Origin of the sequence: Achromobacter deleyi, from assembly GCF_013116765.2 — a bacterium.
GTDB classification, from domain to species: Bacteria; Pseudomonadota; Gammaproteobacteria; order Burkholderiales; family Burkholderiaceae_B; genus Achromobacter; species Achromobacter deleyi_A.
Window position 1 is genome coordinate 5985650 of sequence record NZ_CP074375.1, and the last position, 14933, is coordinate 6000582.

A 14933-nucleotide genomic window follows, 5' to 3' on the forward strand; every position below is an offset into this window, starting at 1 on the left:
AAAGAGCAAAAGTATGCACGGGAACGCGTGCGGGGCAGCCCTGGACCCTTTGGAGCTTGCGGCTTGCGGCGTCATGGGCGTACCGTGATGCGGGTGTGTTGCAAGATCGTAGACAAGGCGTATTCAAAACCTCCTTTTGCGAGCAAACCCATGTCGACCTCCACGCAATATCCCGGTCATTCGCCTTCCGTTCCGGGTCCGGGCGCGATCAGCGGCGGGGCCAGCCACGCCAAGGTGGCTCCCGGTGAAATCGCCGTGGGCGTGGTTGTGGGACGGGCCTCCGAATACTTCGATTTCTTCGTCTTCGGCATCGCTTGCGTGCTGGTTTTTCCGAAGGTGTTCTTTCCCTTCGAAGAACCGCTGGAAGGCACCTTGTGGGCCTTCGTCATTTTTTCCTTCGCCTTCATCATGCGGCCGATCGGCACGGCCGTTTCCATGGCGATTCAACGGCGCTGGGGCCGCGCGACCAAGCTGACCGTCGCCTTGTTCCTGTTGGGCACGGCAACGGTGGGGATGGCGTTCCTGCCCAGCTACAACGCCATCGGCGTGCATGCCATCACCCTGCTTGCGCTGTTCCGTTGCGTGCAGGGCCTGGCGTTCGGCGGATCGTGGGACGGCCTGCCGTCGCTGCTGGCGCTGAATGCGCCGCCCAACCGCCGCGGCTGGTATTCGATGATGGGCCAGTTGGGCGCGCCGGTGGGCTTCATGGTGGCCAGCGCGCTGTTCCTGTATCTGCACGTGACCCTGACCCAGGCCGACTTCCTGGATTGGGGCTGGCGCTATCCGTTCTTCGTGGCCTTCGCCATCAACGTGGTGGCGCTGTTCGCCCGGCTGCGCCTGGTGGTCACCCAGGAATACACCCAGCTGCTCGAAGAGGGCGAGCTCGAACCCATCGGCATCCGCGAAATCATCAGCAAGCAAGGCTACAACCTGTTCATTGGCGCCTTTGCCGCGCTGGCCAGCTATGCGCTGTTCCACCTGGTCACGGTGTTTCCGCTGTCCTGGATCGCGGTCAGCGGCACGCAGCAGATTTCGGATGTGCTGATCGTGCAGATCATCGGCGCGGTGCTGGGCATCCTGGGCACGATAGCCTCGGGCTGGCTGGCCGACCGCATCGGCCGGCGCACCACGCTGGGCCTGCTGGCATCGCTGATCGGCCTCTTCGCGCTGGTTGCGCCCTGGCTGCTGGGCGGCGGGCCAAAGGCGCAGGACGCGTTCATTCTGATCGGCTTCGCGCTGCTGGGCCTGTCTTATGGCCAGGCCTCGGGTACCGTCACCGCAAATTTCACGCGGCGTTTCCGCTACACCGGCGCGGCCCTGACCTCCGACATGGCCTGGCTCATCGGCGCCGCCTTCGCGCCCCTGGTGGCGCTGGGACTGTCGGCGCGCTTCGGGCTGGTGGCCGTCAGCGTTTATCTGTTGTCGGGCGCGGCCTGCACGCTGCTGGCGCTACGCATCAACAAGGTGCTTGAGACGCGGGAGTGAGCCTGGCGGCGCTCAGCCGCCGTAGCCTTCCAGCACGTTTGCGACATTGGTGCCTACGTCGGCGACGGCGTAGCCGCCTTCCATGGTGAAGACGGCGGGCAGGCCCAGACCTGCCAGCAGGCGTCCGACTTGCAGGTAGTCCGCGCTTTTCAGCTTGAACTTCGAAATCGGATCGCCTTCATACGTGTCCACGCCCAGCGCGACGACCAGGGCGTCCGCCTTGAACGCGCGCACCGCGGCCAGGCCTTGCTCCAACGCCTGCGTCCACGTGGCGAAACCGGTGCCGGCCGGCAGGGGCAGGTTCAGGTTGCAGCCTTGGCCCGCGCCCTGGCCGCGTTCGTCGGCGTAGCCCAGGTAGAAGGGATATTCGGTGGTCGGGTCGCCATGCACGGACACGGTCAGCACATCGTCGCGCTCGTAGAAGATGCTCTGCGTGCCGTTGCCATGGTGATAGTCCACATCCAGGATGGCGACGCGCGCCGCGCCCGCGTCGCGCAGCGCCTGGGCCGCCAGCGCGGCGTTGTTCAGGAAGCAGTAGCCACCGAAGAAGTCCGCGCCGGCATGATGGCCGGGCGGGCGCGTCAGCGCCATGGCGGTGCGCGCGCCGTGGCCGGCGGAGACGGCGCGGGCTGCCTCGATGGCGCAGGCGGCGCCGGCTGTGGACGCTGCCCAGGTGCCGGAAGTCAGCGGGCAGCCGCTATCGAACGAGAACAGGCCGACGCGGGCGGCGAAGTTGGTGGGCTCCACATCGTGGCGAAAGCCGCGCACGGGCCAGATCGAGGGCAGCACATCCAGTTCGGCATTGGCGGGGTCCAGCGCGACCCATTCCTGCCAGGCGCTGGCCAGGAAGTCCACGTAGCGCGGGGTATGCACGCGTTTGACGAGGTCCATGTCCGGGGCCGAGGGCGTGCGCAGTTCGCCGAGGCCGCGCTGGCGCAGCGCGTCCAGCACATATTCCAGGCGCGCGGGCGTTTCGTGGCAGGGCACCAGCTTGCCGCGGAACATCTCCTGGCGGCCGCTGTGTTTGTCATGGACGGGGTTGTGGAAGATCAGCACGGTGGGATGTCCTTGGAAGTTCTTTGCCGGGGCGCGGGCGCGCGGCTACAGCGGCCGGAAAATATACAGCGCCACGGCGGGCAGTTCACGGAAAACGGAGTAGATGTCGCGCAGTTCGAAGAAACGCGGATAGCCGCCGCCGACGTCGGCCACGCCCTGGCGCTTCAGGGCAAGCATCGTGCGGGGCACATGGAAGTACTGCGTGACTGCGAGGGCGCGCGTGTAGCCATGTTCGCGCATATAGGCGCTGGCGTGGCGCGCCGTGGCCCAGGTGTCGGCGCCCGCGCTGTCGGTGACGATGCGGTCGGCGGGTACGCCGCGTCCGAGCAGATAGCCGCGCATCGCGGCGGCCTCGTCGGCCCCGGCGGGATCCACGCCGCCGCTGACAAAAATGATGTGGCATTGCGATGCCGCGTAGCAGTCGTACGCGCGGTCCAGCCGCGCCGCCAGGCGTGGCGAGGGATCGCCGTTGGCCTGCACGGTATTGCCCAGCACCACGGCGACGTCGGCCTCGCGTGCATCGGCCAGCAGGCCCGTAGCCGCGAGCGCCGCGGCCGCCAGCAACACGGGCGCCGCCAGGACGGCCAGGAAGCGGACCGCGAGTTTTCCTGCCTTTATCGCCATGAGATGCGCCGTTCGGATTCGAGGGCCAGAGCTTAAGGCAAAAACCGAAGGGGTCGAATTTGCCGTAATGAGAATCATGATTGATAATGCCGGCCTCTCCCAAGCGCTTGCTCGACTGCCTTCCCATGTCCCGCCACCCGTCATCCGAAAAAGGCTGGCTCGCTCATTATCGCGAGCTGATCGGGACGTGGACGCGACGCAGCGGCAGCCGGCCGGATGCCGAGGACGCCGCACACGATGTCGTGGCGAACATGCTGCGCAACGGCGAGGCCGCCGTACTGGATCCGAAGGCCTACCTCTACGGGGCCAGTCAGAACCGGCTCAATGGCGAGTTCCGGCGCCAGTCGCGGCGTGAAGTGCTCAGCCTGGAAGGGCTGGCGGATGCCGAGCATCCGGTGCAAGCTGATCCCGAGTCCGCGATCCGGGCCGCACAATTGGCCGACGCCTTGAAGTCGGCGTTGACCGAGTTGCCGCTGAAATGCCAGCAGGTCTTTCTATGGAACAAGCTGGAGGGCTATACGCAGGCCGAGATTGCACTGAAACTCGGGCTGACGCAGAGCATGGTGGAAAAGCACATGAAGCGCGCGTTGACCCACATCCATGACCGGTTGCAAGATCATGCCCCGCACTGATTCCCCCTCCGGCGCGGCCAAGACGCCGCGCGACCTGGCCGCTTACTGGTTCTCGCGCGAGCGCCTGGGCGCGCTGGATGCGCGGGAGCGCCAGGCGCGCGACGCCTGGCTGGCGGCCGATCCGGAGCACCTGCGGCAGTACCGATCGATGGAGGCCTTGTGGAGCGTGGCGGACAGCCTGCCGCAAGACGAGATGCGCGCCATCCTGGCGCAGTCCGACGAGGCGCCCGCGCGTCCGCGCCGCCGGAGATTCGCGGTGGGGTTGACGGCGGCCTGTGCCCTGGCGCTGACAGCTGGCGTGATCGGCCCCCGGTTGTGGTCGCCGGCCCCGGAATTCAGCCAGTCGCTGGCGACGGGCAAGGGCGAACGCACTCGCGTGGCCCTGCCCGATGGTTCGCTGCTGGAATTGAATACGGACACGCAGGCGCGGGTCGCGCTGTATCCCGATCGCCGTGAGGTGGAGCTGCTGGCTGGAGAGGCGCTGTTCACCGTCAGTCCCGATGCCGCGCGGCCGTTCACTGTCGACGCGGGCGGGGCGCGGATCCTGGTGACCGGCACGCGGTTCAATGTGCGGCGGGACGGCGCCGCGGTGGCGCTTGCCGTGGACGAGGGAAGCGTGGCTTTTTCGGCCGGTTCCTGGTGGAATAGCACGACCCGCCATTTGACGGCGGGCTATGTGGCGCGCCACAAGCCGGGCGAACCGCTGGCCGCGCCGCACCAGGAGAACGTGGCTGCCATTACCGCCTGGCAGCGGGGCCGGCTGGTGTTTCGCGATACGCCCTTGGCGCAGGTGGTTGCAGAGCTGAACCGCTATCTGCGCACCCCGCTGCGCATCGACGACAAGAAACTCGCGCAGTTCCGGGTGGCGGGAACGCTTTCGATCGACGAGCCGGAATCCGTCTTGAATGTGCTGCCACAGATTGCTCCCGTGATCGTGCTGTACCCGGCCGACGGCAGCACCGTGCTGGCGCCCCGCTAGCACCCGACCACCCCTGAGCCTGCGGGCGGACGCCCGTACGCACGCGCGGCGTTGCGCCGCCGCGCTGAATTATTTTGTTTCAAACATTCTATCGAGAATCATTCCGGTTTTTCCCCGATCGCGGCGTCTACACGTTGAAGGGGTGCGTTCTCGCAAGCCGATCTCGACCCTGGAAGCAACCTTTGGCCAAGGGTGTCGGGCGCTAACCGCGCGGGCAGTTGTACTGGAATTTTCTACTCATGATGGACAAGCAAGTGAAGCAGCGCGCGGCGGCGGTGGCGCGCAAGACCGCATGGAACGGTGTGGGAGCGGGATGCCATGTCCTGGCCATTGCCGTGGCCTTGGCATGGGGCGCCATGCCCCGCGATGTCGCGGCGCAGACCGCGCCAGTGCAGATCAGCATCACGGCGCAGCCGCTGGGCGATGCGCTGATCCAGTTGGGCGAGCAGGCGTCGCTGGTGATTTTCTACCTGCCCGAGACCGTGCGGGGGCGCACCGCGCCGGCGGTATCGGGCCGCCTGACGCCGGACGATGCGCTGCGCAGCCTGCTGGCGGGCACGGGCATCGTCTTCCAGCGCGACGGGCACAATGTCTCGCTGACCGCGCCGTCGGGCGGTACCGCGCAGCTGGCGCCGGTGACGGTGCATGGCGTGGCGGCGGGAACGGCGGACAGCTATGTTGCGCTGTCCAGCAGGAGCGGCAAGCTGGATGTGCCGCTCATCGAAACGCCGCGATCGGTATCGATCGTGACGCAGGAACAGATCAAGATGCAGGCCCCCCGCAACCTGGAAGGGGCGCTGGCCTACACGCCGGGCGTGCAGACGGAGGTGTCGGGGTCGAGCGACGCGCGCATGACCGGCGCGGTGATCCGAGGGTTCAGCGACGGCAGCGCCTACTACAAGGATGGCCTGAAGCAATTGTCGACGGGCACCTACGCCTCGTGGAACGACAACCTGGATGAGCTCGACAGTATTGAAGTGCTGAAGGGGCCGGCGTCCGTCCTGTTCGGCCAGGGGCGCCCCGGCGGCGTGATCAACGTGGTGTCCAAGCGCCCGACGGCGGACCACGTCAACAGCGTGGGGGCCAGTTACGGCACCTACAACCGCCGCCAGCTTACTGCCGACCTGGGCGGCGCCTTCGACGCGGACCAGAAGGTGCTGTATCGCCTCAACGTGATGGGCCGCAAGAGCGACGGGCGCACCGACGGATCCAAGGACGACCGTTTTTCCGTGGCGCCGTCGATTCTGTGGAACATCACGAACCAGACGCGGCTGACGGTGCTGGGCACTTATTCCAAGGAGCGCGCGACGCCCAAGAGCTGGTGGCCGAATCTGTTCACCTATCCCGAGATCGGCGAGCTGCCGCTAAGCCGCACTGCCGGCGACCCGGACTTCGACCGTTTCGACCGAGATACCAAGTCCATCGGCTATGCCTTCGAGCACGATACCGATGGCGGCTGGCGCTTGCGCCAGAACTTGCGCTACTCGGAAATCGATATTGATTACCGCCATATCTACGGAATGGACCTGCTGGCTGACAAGCGCACCATCACGCGGGGCAGTCTGGCCCAGCGGACCAACGGCAAGACCCTGGCCGTGGACAGCCGCGCTTCGAGGGACTTCGCATGGGGCGACCTGCAGCACACATTCGCGCTGGGCGTGGACTACGTGCGCTACAAGGAGAACGATGCGCTGGGCTTCGGATGGGATGTGCCCGATCTGGACATCCATGCGCCGGTATACGGCCAGCAGATCGCATATCCCGAGCTGGATCCTTCGCGTACCGACCTCAAGCAGACGGGCATCTACGCGTTGAACCAGCTCAAGTGGAACCGCTGGGTCGGCAACGTGAGCCTGCGACGGGACTTTGTGCGCACCAATCAGAGCAGCACGACCCAGCCGAAGATCAGCGACGCGGCCACCACGGGCAGCGTGGGCCTGCTCTATCTGTTCGACAACGGCGTCGCGCCCTATGTCAGCTATTCCACGGCGTTCGATCCGATTACGGGGCAGCAGTTCGACGGCACCGCGTTCAAGCCGCGCGAGGGCAAACAGTACGAGGTCGGCCTGAAGTACCAGCCTCCTGGCACCGATGCGCTCTTCACCGCCGCAGTGTTCGACATCCGCCAGACCAACGTGACGACGCAGGATCCGGACCATCCGCGTTTCAGCGTGCAAACGGGCGAAGTACGTTCCACCGGCGTTGAGCTGGAGGCCAAGTTCCCGCTTACGCGCGAACTCAGTGTGATGGCCGGCTACACCTACCTGGATCCACGCACGACGAAGAGCAACCGGCTGCAGGACGTGGGCCGCCAGACCACGCAGACGGCGCGCCAGACGGCCAGCCTGTGGCTGGACTACCGCCCGCACCAGGTGCAGGGGCTGATGCTGGGCGGCGGCGTGCGCTATCGCGGCAAGTCGCCCTTGAATACTGCGGCGGACGGCACCACGCCGTACAACCCGGCATTCACGCTGGCGGATGTGGCGGTCGCCTACGAGACCCCGCGCTACCGCGTCGCGCTGAACATCAACAACGTTTTCGACAAGCGCTACTACACCTACACGTTCCGCGGGATGGAGCGCGAGGCGATGCTCAGCCTGAACTACTACTGGTAGCGCCTACGGCCGCTTGGGGAACGGAAAGTCGAACTCGACCTGATTCGAGTAGAGCGGTTCTCCAAGATTTCCGGGGTCCGTCACCACGGCGGTCGCGCGGTACCGGCCCGCCGCAAGTCCGGGGACGACTGGCACGTAGCCGGCATCGCCTGCGCGAATCATGTAGGCGAGCCTGCCGCCGTCGTCCTCGTCCTTGCGCCACAGCACCGGCGTGTCGGCCAGGCCGGTCGCCGTGGCTTGAGCCGGCGCGCCGGGCGCTTCGAGCGTGACGGCATCGCGCTGAAACAGCGGCTGCACGATGCGGTCGCCCTGCGCGTTGATCAGCAGCAGCCAGACTCGCGGCAACACCAGCCGGGCGGGGGCCGGGCCCCGGTTGTCCAGCCGCAGCGTGAAGCGGCCGCCTGATTCTTCGTCGTTCCAGTCGCCCAGGTAGTTGAACAGGGTCAGTTCCAGCCCCGTCGCATCGGGCGGCGAGGGGCGGTACTGGTGCTTGTCCACGCGCAGGTCGCCGTAGCGCACCCATTTCAGGACCTCGCCGGCGGATTTGCTGGCGTAGCGCACTTGCAGCCAGTCGCGCGGACGCAAGGCCACCACCTCCAGGTGTTCGCCCTCGGCGGCGGTCATGGTCGGGCGGGCGTTGACGTCGGGCGTGTCGTACAGGTCCAGCCTGCCTACCGGCACCGTGCCGCCGTCCAGGGGCGATCCTTCGCCTTCGATGTCGATGCCGGCGACGGAGCCGTCTTCGCGGAAGCGGTAGGTCAGGTCAGCCTGGTCGACTTCCAGCGCGAACAGGGCCTGCGTGGCCCACGAGGTGGCGTGCGCGGTGCCGTCCGGGCGCAGCACATAATTTTCGAAACCGTTGCTGGCGGCGCCATAGCGGCAGGCTACGCTGAAGGCGGCGCGGCCGGGGTCGAAGTCCGGGTTGACGAAGCCATGGCAGGGGCTGGCCTTGCTGTCGGGATGCAGGATCTCCTGGAAGCCGCCGTCGCCGGGGCGGTACAGGAACAGGCGGGCGATGATCTGCGTGCTGCCGCCGCTTTGGCCAAGGACCAGGTCGCGGTAGCCGTCGTGGTTGATGTCCACCGATCCCATCTGGTCGATTTCCTCGTCGAAGACTCCCAGCAGCTGTTCGGGGCCATTGCCCACGCGCACCGTGGCGCGTTCTTCCCCGTCGCCGCTGGTTGTCACCACGGCGGACAAGCCGTCCTTGATCGGGTAGGGAAAATCGCGCGCGCTGGCGCCTTGTCCCAGTGTCGCCAGCATGGCCGCAAACAGGATTCGTTTCACCAGCTCGTCCCTCGCGTCGGTTCAGCCGCGCATTATGCCCCAGTGGCCTTTCGGGTAAACGAGCAGTGCGTGTCCGCGGGAGGTCGGTCATCCTGGGTAGAATCAGATGATGGGTCTTGTCCCCGTCGCTCAGTCCGCGCATCCGTCCGCCATGAACTGCCCCTTCCCGATCCGCCAAGAATGCCCGCCGGGCGCCTGTGTCTGCGACCGCGACCGGCTGCTGGCCGATCCGGCCGCGGACGTCCGCGTCCTGCGGCTGACCAGGGAAGAGGAAAAGCGTCTGGTGGCGCGGCTGGAGAACATCCTGAGCCTTGAGGACCTGCGGGCGATGCAGGGACGCATACACATGCAATTGGGCATCGTGATACAGATCACTCCCAGCGATAACGAGGTGCGCACGTCGCGGGGTATTTCAATCCAGCTCGAAGACCTGCCGGGGCTGTGCCGCAAGACGCGTGTGTCCTTGCCGGCCGCGATCCGGCGCGGCTTCGATAACCGGCCGGAGATTGTCTATGCGCTGCTCAACGAGCGCGACCTGCTGAGCGGGACCTGACGTGTTCAGGAATTCCTGCCGCCGGCCGCGGCCTGGCAGGGCTTGAGGGGCACCACGTCTATCGGTACGCGTCCAGCCTCGGGCCGGATGGCGTCCCGCTTTTTGCCGACGTGGGCAGGATAGATCAGCAGCACGGCGCTGCCTGCTTCCAGCTTGGGGGCTTGCGCCGAGCCGTAGGCCACCGTCCAGCCGCGCGTTGCAAGCGGGGCCAGCGTGTACTGCAGCGCCGATCCGGGCGATACGTGCGCGACCTTGCCGGCAAACAGCTCCTGCTGTGGCGTTTCCACTCCATTGACGGTTTGATAGGTCGCGACGCTGACGAGCGCCGCGGATTCTCCGTAGCGCGCCAGCACGGCGGTCTTGTATTTTCCGGGAGGGATGTCGGTCAGCTTGACGTTGATATTCCCGCTGCCCTGGCCGCCGGCGTCCAGGTGAACCCCGACGATGTCGGCGTGCGACAGCGGCGCCGTGCCCGTGTTGCGCACCCGCACGCTGTATTGCCCCGAGGTGCCCGTCACCGTGCAGACATCCACCCCGGAGGCCGCGGGCGAAGCTTGCGCGTTCGCCATCGCGGCGCAGGCGAGCAGCGCCGCCAGGGGAAGGAATAGGGCACGAGAGGATCGAGAGGGCACGGCACGCTCCTGGTGAGAGGCAGCGTGCCGGGCGGCGACGTTGCCTGCCCCTTATTACACCACTTGACCGCCCGGGGGCGTGGACTGCCCGCGCTTGCCCGCCAGCCAGTGCAGGATCAGCGCCAGCACCAGCAGGCCAGCCATGATGAAGCCCCAGAAGATCCAGGCCAGCACCGAGATCAGCGTGCCCAGGCTGCCCGCGAAGGGCAATACCTGGTTCAGGCCCTGGGCGGCCCAGACCAGGCCGGCTTGCAGCGATTGCAGCCAGGCGGGGTCGACCCAGGCGGCCGCCCAGGCCGGCGCGGCCCACTGCGAGGTGTCGATCGCGGTGCCTGGCACCTGGGCCGTGGCGATGGTTGCCAGGACCCAGTCGGTCAGTTCCAAGGTCAGCGCCACCAGCCCGGTCCAGAGTGCGGCAAGCACGGCGAAAGCGAGCCAGATGATTTTTTTCATTGCTGTGGTACTCCGATATTTCAAAAGAGGGTCCACGATAAAGGCAATTCTATTTCCGAAAAACCAGAGTTAGTGTGACAAACATTAAGATAAAACCGAAGTTTTAGCCTGCGCCAGCACCGCCTGGACCAGGGGATGGTGCTGGCCCCGGCGATTGCGGATGGCGTGGATCTCTTCGTGGACGTCATCGCATCGGGCCAGCGGGCGCAAGCCCCGCAGCAGGCCGATGTCGTCTCCGCCCAGGCGGCTGAGGGGGAAGACGCCCAGGCCCCGGGCGGCAAACACCGACATCAGCGCGCTGTCCTCGAATTCGCCCACCACATTGGGATAGACGCCTTGCTCGCCGAACCAGCGGTCCAGGGTCTGTCGCAGCACGGAATGGCCGGTGGGCAGCAGCACGGGCAGGCGTTCCAGGCAGCGGGGAAAGTCCAGCCTGTCCGATTTTCGCACCAGTTTGGCGGGGCCATACCAGTCGACGGGGGACGACACCAGGCGGTCGCTGGTGAGCCGCAGGTTGGGATTTGGCGGGGCGCCCTGGCCGGCCAGCACCAGGTCCAGGTGATGCTGGGCCAGTTCGCCGAGCAGCTCCTCGACCTCGCCTTCGTGGCAGGTCAGGCGCAGGTCGGGGGTATTCAGCACGGGGCCCAGCAAGGCGTGCGCGGCCAGCTTGGAGATGCCGTCGGACAGGCCCACCGACAGCCGTATGACGGGCTTGGTGGCGGCCGCGCGCACTTCCTGGGGCAGCACCTGGCCGATCTGGAATATCTCTTCGGCACGGGCGAAGGCCGCTTCGCCGGCGTCGGTCAGGGTCACGCCCCGCCCGGCGGGCTTGAGCAGCTGGTGGCCCAGGTTCTTCTCAAGCTCTCTTACCTGGGCGCTGATGGTCTGGATGGCCATGTCCAGCCGTTCGGCGGCGCGGGAAAAGCCGCCTTCCTTGGCGACCATCCAGAAGTAATACAGGTGTCGGTAGTTCAGCATGGAGCGGGCTCACTTCGGTTTTTTCGAACCTTAACTCACTTTCAGGCTGATTTCTCCACCTGGGCGAGATCCGGATCATGAGTGCCTTCGAACCTAGCGGGGCATTCATGGACACTTTGATCACCTTCTTCAACGCCGATTTTCTGGGCACGCCAACCTGGAGCTGGCTGCTGTTCATCGGCATCGTCATCAGCCTGCTGGTCTTCGACCTGGGCGTGCTGCACAAGGAAGACCGCGAGATCGGCGTGCGTGAAAGCCTGCTGCTTTCGGCCGGCTACATCAGCGCGGCATTGCTGTTCGGCGCCTGGGTCTGGTGGCAGCTGGGCGCGGCCAGCGGCATGGCCTATTACACGGGCTTCATGATCGAGAAGTCGCTGTCCATGGACAACGTCTTCGTGATCGCGCTGATCTTCAGTTTCTTCGCGATTCCGCGCCAGTACCAGCACCGCGTGCTGTTCTGGGGCATCCTGGGCGTGATCGTGCTGCGCGCCATCATGATCGGCCTGGGCGCCGCGCTGGTCAGCAACTTTGGCTGGCTGCTCTATCTGTTCGGCGCGTTCCTGGTGTTCACGGGCATCAAGATGTGGATGATCGCGGACCAGACGCCGGACATCGCCAGCAATCCCATCCTGAAGTTCCTCAAGCGCCATATGCGCGTCACGGAAGGGCTGCGCGGCAATGCCTTCGTGGTGACCGAAACCGATCCCGCGACGTCGAAGAAGGTGCGCTGGGCCACGCCGCTGTTGCTGGCGCTGGTGCTGATCGAGTTTGTCGACCTGGTGTTCGCGGTGGATTCGGTGCCGGCCATCTTCGCCATCACGACCGACCCGTTCATCGTCTACACGAGCAACATCTTCGCCATCCTGGGTCTGCGCGCCCTGTACTTCGCGCTGGCGGCGATGATCCACCGCTTCCACTACCTGAAGTACGCGCTGGCGCTGGTCCTGGTGTTCATCGGCACGAAGATCTTCCTGGTGGGCTTCATCGGCAAGGTGCCGGCGGCGATTTCGCTGGGCGTGACCTTCAGCCTGATCCTGGGCGGGGTGCTGTTCTCGCTGTGGAAAACCCGGTCGGATGAATTGAAGCCGCAGTAATCTTCGCGGTTGGTAGTGAGAGCCCGTCCGCCGGTGGCCATCGGCGGACGGGCTGATCATTGGTGGGTAGCCATATCCGTTCGATATGGGTTTGCCCGTGATTCTGAATTTGTCATATGGATGGGCCAGGCGTAGAGTCGGCGCTACACCGTTATCACGCCAGGAGCGATCATGACCAGCTGGTCCGCCAAGCAGTATTCCGCCTTTGAAAACGAGCGCACCCGTCCGGTGCGTGATCTGGTCGCCGCATTGCCGAACCAGGATGTCAGGAGCGCGGTGGATCTGGGATGCGGGCCCGGCAATTCCACCGAAGTGCTGGCCAGCCGCTATCCGGACGCCGAGGTGACGGGCATGGACAGCTCGGAGGACATGATCGTGGCCGCGCGCAAGCGCCTGCCCGGGCTGTCGTTCGCACTGGCCGACATCGCCTCCTGGAACCCGCCGCAATCCTACGACGTGATCCTGGCCAACGCGGCCCTGCAATGGGTGCCCGACCATGAGATCCTTTATCCCAGGCTGGTGGGCAAGCTGGCGCCCGGCGGCAGCCTGGCGGTGCAGACGCCGGACAATATGGAAGAGCCCGCCCATCGCCTGGCGCGGCAGGTCGCGGGCGAGGCGCCCTGGGCCGCCAAGACCGGGGGCGTCAAGCATCCGCCGCGGCATAGCGCTGCCTGGTACTACGAATTGCTCAAGCCGCATTGCGGGACGCTGGATGTGTGGCGCACGACCTACCACCATCCGCTGGCCGGCGCGGCGGCGGTGGTGGAGTGGTTCAAGGGCACGGCGCTGCGCCCTTATCTGGACAAGCTGGATGCGTCTGAACAGGCCGGTTTCCTGGCCCGCTACCAGTCGCTGATCGAAGCGGCCTATCCCGCGCTGGCGGATGGAACGGTGCTGCTGCCGTTCCCGCGGCTGTTCATCGTGGCGGGGCCGAAGCAGGGATAGGCTGCGCCAGGCAAAGTCCTGGCGGGGAAGGGCGGTTGTTATGTGATAATGCGACTTATTAGTAATAAGGCCGCGCCTTTCGCACCCTCCAGAGCCGCCCCGTGCTTGAACGCTACTACCAAGAACTGATCGGCTTTTTCACGCGTGCGCTGCGTTGCCGCGACAACGCGTCCGACGTGGTCCAGGAAAGCTACGCCCGGGTGCTGGCGATGGAACTGCGGGCCGGCCTGCTGGCCGAGCCGCGCGCGCTGCTCTACCGGGTAGGCAAGAACCTGGTCATCGACGAGGCGCGCCGCAAGCGCGCCGAACAATGCATGCTGGACACCCTGGCCGCGACTTCCCAGGCGCTGGAGCCCGGCGCGGATCGCGTCGTCAGCGCCCGCCAGGAAGCGGAGCGGCTGCTGGCGCGCCTGGCCGTGATGCCCAGGAAACGGCGTGAAGTCTTCCTGATGGTCAGGGTCTACGGTCATACGCATGCGGAAGCCGCCGGGCACCTGGACATGAGCGTCGCCGCTGTCGAAAAACACGTCGTGCGCGCGGTGCTCGACTGCGCCGCATGGCAGGAAGGAGCTGACCGTGCATCGCATTGACGCCGCGCTTGCGCCGACGCCCGCGATGATCGAACGCGCATTGACCTATCTGGCCCGCATGACGGGTGGCGACGCAGCAACGGCGGACAAGGCCCGGCGGCAGCTGGCCACGTGGCTGGCTGCCGACTCCCGGCACCAGGCGGCATGGCTGCGGGCGGAGCGGCTGTGGGCCGCGGACGGTCCGGTGACGGCGGCCCTGCAAACCTATCTGCCCAAGCCCGCGGCCGCGGCGGCCGGCCGGCGCGCGCTGCTGCGCGCCTTCGCGGGCGGCGGCCTGGCCCTGGGGCTGGGCACGCTGCTGCGCTGGCAGGAGCCGCAGGCGCTGTACCGGCTGAACATCCTGACCGCCAGGCGCGAGGTGCGATCCCTGGGCCTGCCCGATGGCACGACGCTGGACGTGGATGCCGGAACGCGAGCCCGTGTGGCCTATTACCGCGACGCGCGCGAGCTCTATCTGGCGCAGGGCCAGGTCTATCTGGATGTGCGGACCGAATCGTCGCGGCCCTTCGTGGCGCGGACCCCGTGGGGCACGGTCCGGGTGGTCGGCACCGCGTTCAGCGTCAGCGCGCGCGCGGGCGTGATGCGGGTGCAGGTGGAGCGCGGGCTGGTCCGGGTATGGGGCCTGGATGCCTCCGGCGAGGGCGTGCTGCTGCAACCGGGGCAGATGGTGCGCGCGGGGCGGGACGGCCTTGAGCCCGTGCGGGAGGTGCAGGCCGGCGGGCGCGATGCCTGGCGCCAGGGCTGGCTGGTGTTCGACGCGACGCCGTTGGCCGAGGTCGTGGCCCAGTGGAACGCATGGCGCGACGAGCCCATCATGCTGGACGCCGAGCCGGCGCTGCACGCGTTGCGGGTGACGGGCAGTTTCCCGGCGCGCGAGCCCGGACGCTTCCTGGCGGCCCTGCCCAGCGTGTTGCCGGTGGCCGTGGCCGAGCTCGCCTCGGGCGGCACGCGCATTTCCCGCGCGGGAAAAAAATAATTGTCCGGTAAACCAGCGTTCGTTCGTTTTCCCT

15 protein-coding genes are annotated in these 14933 nt (G+C 66.5%); 9 read left to right on the top strand and 6 right to left on the bottom strand.

Annotation, left to right across the window (positions count from 1 at the left end; all coding sequences use genetic code 11):
• Positions 1-150 precede the first annotated feature (150 nt).
• Positions 151-1485 (top strand): MFS transporter, encoded by a 1335-nt coding sequence (locus HLG70_RS27125; RefSeq protein WP_171665052.1) that lies wholly within the window; start codon positions 151-153, stop codon positions 1483-1485.
• Between the two features lie 12 nt (positions 1486-1497).
• Here the strand turns inward: HLG70_RS27125 and HLG70_RS27130 are convergent, their stop codons facing one another.
• Together HLG70_RS27130 and HLG70_RS27135 are read right to left on the bottom strand one after the other, a co-directional pair.
• Complete coding sequence (locus HLG70_RS27130) at positions 1498-2541, bottom strand: histone deacetylase family protein (protein ID WP_171665053.1); 1044 nt, start codon at positions 2539-2541, stop codon at positions 1498-1500.
• A 45-nt stretch (positions 2542-2586) separates the two neighbouring features.
• On the bottom strand, positions 2587-3165 hold the full coding sequence (locus HLG70_RS27135) for a YdcF family protein (RefSeq protein WP_171665054.1): 579 nt from the start codon (positions 3163-3165) through the stop codon (positions 2587-2589).
• Positions 3166-3251: 86 nt separating this feature from the next.
• Between HLG70_RS27135 and HLG70_RS27140 the strand changes: the two genes are divergently transcribed.
• From HLG70_RS27140 to HLG70_RS27150, 3 genes are all read left to right on the top strand, one after another.
• Positions 3252-3797: a sigma-70 family RNA polymerase sigma factor gene (locus tag HLG70_RS27140; protein WP_250157075.1), complete on the top strand. Its 546-nt coding sequence runs from the start codon at positions 3252-3254 to the stop codon at positions 3795-3797.
• A complete protein-coding gene (locus HLG70_RS27145; RefSeq protein ID WP_234103261.1) occupies positions 3784-4776 on the top strand; it encodes a FecR family protein in 993 nt (330 codons plus the stop codon). The genes HLG70_RS27140 and HLG70_RS27145 overlap by 14 nt, the downstream gene beginning before the upstream one ends.
• A 239-nt stretch (positions 4777-5015) precedes the next feature.
• Complete coding sequence (locus HLG70_RS27150; protein ID WP_171665057.1) at positions 5016-7391, top strand: TonB-dependent siderophore receptor; 2376 nt, start codon at positions 5016-5018, stop codon at positions 7389-7391.
• Positions 7392-7394: 3 nt separating this feature from the next.
• Here the strand turns inward: HLG70_RS27150 and HLG70_RS27155 are convergent, their stop codons facing one another.
• Positions 7395-8678: an SH3 domain-containing protein gene (locus HLG70_RS27155; protein WP_171665058.1), complete on the bottom strand. Its 1284-nt coding sequence runs from the start codon at positions 8676-8678 to the stop codon at positions 7395-7397.
• A gap of 151 nt (positions 8679-8829) precedes the next feature.
• On the opposite strand from HLG70_RS27155, the gene HLG70_RS27160 reads away from it, so the two are divergent.
• Complete coding sequence (locus tag HLG70_RS27160; protein ID WP_171665059.1) at positions 8830-9231, top strand: hypothetical protein; 402 nt, start codon at positions 8830-8832, stop codon at positions 9229-9231.
• 5 nt (positions 9232-9236) lie between these two features.
• Here the strand turns inward: HLG70_RS27160 and HLG70_RS27165 are convergent, their stop codons facing one another.
• The 3 genes from HLG70_RS27165 to HLG70_RS27175 all read right to left on the bottom strand — a co-directional run bounded on the left by HLG70_RS27165 (position 9237) and on the right by HLG70_RS27175 (position 11294).
• A complete protein-coding gene (locus HLG70_RS27165) occupies positions 9237-9863 on the bottom strand; it encodes a hypothetical protein (protein ID WP_234103263.1) in 627 nt (208 codons plus the stop codon).
• 54 nt (positions 9864-9917) lie between these two features.
• Entirely contained in the window at positions 9918-10316 is a 399-nt protein-coding gene (locus HLG70_RS27170) for a hypothetical protein (protein WP_171665060.1), read from the bottom strand.
• Positions 10317-10400: 84 nt separating this feature from the next.
• The gene (locus HLG70_RS27175; RefSeq protein WP_171665061.1) at positions 10401-11294 is read right to left on the bottom strand and encodes a LysR family transcriptional regulator; all 894 of its coding nucleotides are present in this window, start codon (positions 11292-11294) and stop codon (positions 10401-10403) included.
• A 107-nt stretch (positions 11295-11401) separates the two neighbouring features.
• Here HLG70_RS27175 and HLG70_RS27180 point away from each other — a divergent pair, with 107 nt between their 5' ends.
• The 4 genes from HLG70_RS27180 to HLG70_RS27195 all read left to right on the top strand — a co-directional run bounded on the left by HLG70_RS27180 (position 11402) and on the right by HLG70_RS27195 (position 14899).
• Entirely contained in the window at positions 11402-12388 is a 987-nt protein-coding gene (locus HLG70_RS27180) for a TerC family protein (protein ID WP_171665062.1), read from the top strand.
• A 171-nt stretch (positions 12389-12559) separates the two neighbouring features.
• Entirely contained in the window at positions 12560-13333 is a 774-nt protein-coding gene (gene tam, locus HLG70_RS27185; RefSeq protein WP_171665063.1) for a trans-aconitate 2-methyltransferase, read from the top strand.
• Between the two features lie 101 nt (positions 13334-13434).
• Positions 13435-13923, top strand: coding sequence for a sigma-70 family RNA polymerase sigma factor (locus tag HLG70_RS27190; RefSeq protein WP_171665064.1), 489 nt, complete (start codon positions 13435-13437; stop codon positions 13921-13923).
• Positions 13910-14899 (top strand): FecR family protein, encoded by a 990-nt coding sequence (locus tag HLG70_RS27195; RefSeq protein ID WP_171665065.1) that lies wholly within the window; start codon positions 13910-13912, stop codon positions 14897-14899. The genes HLG70_RS27190 and HLG70_RS27195 overlap by 14 nt, the downstream gene beginning before the upstream one ends.
• The last annotated feature ends 34 nt before the right edge of the window (positions 14900-14933 follow it).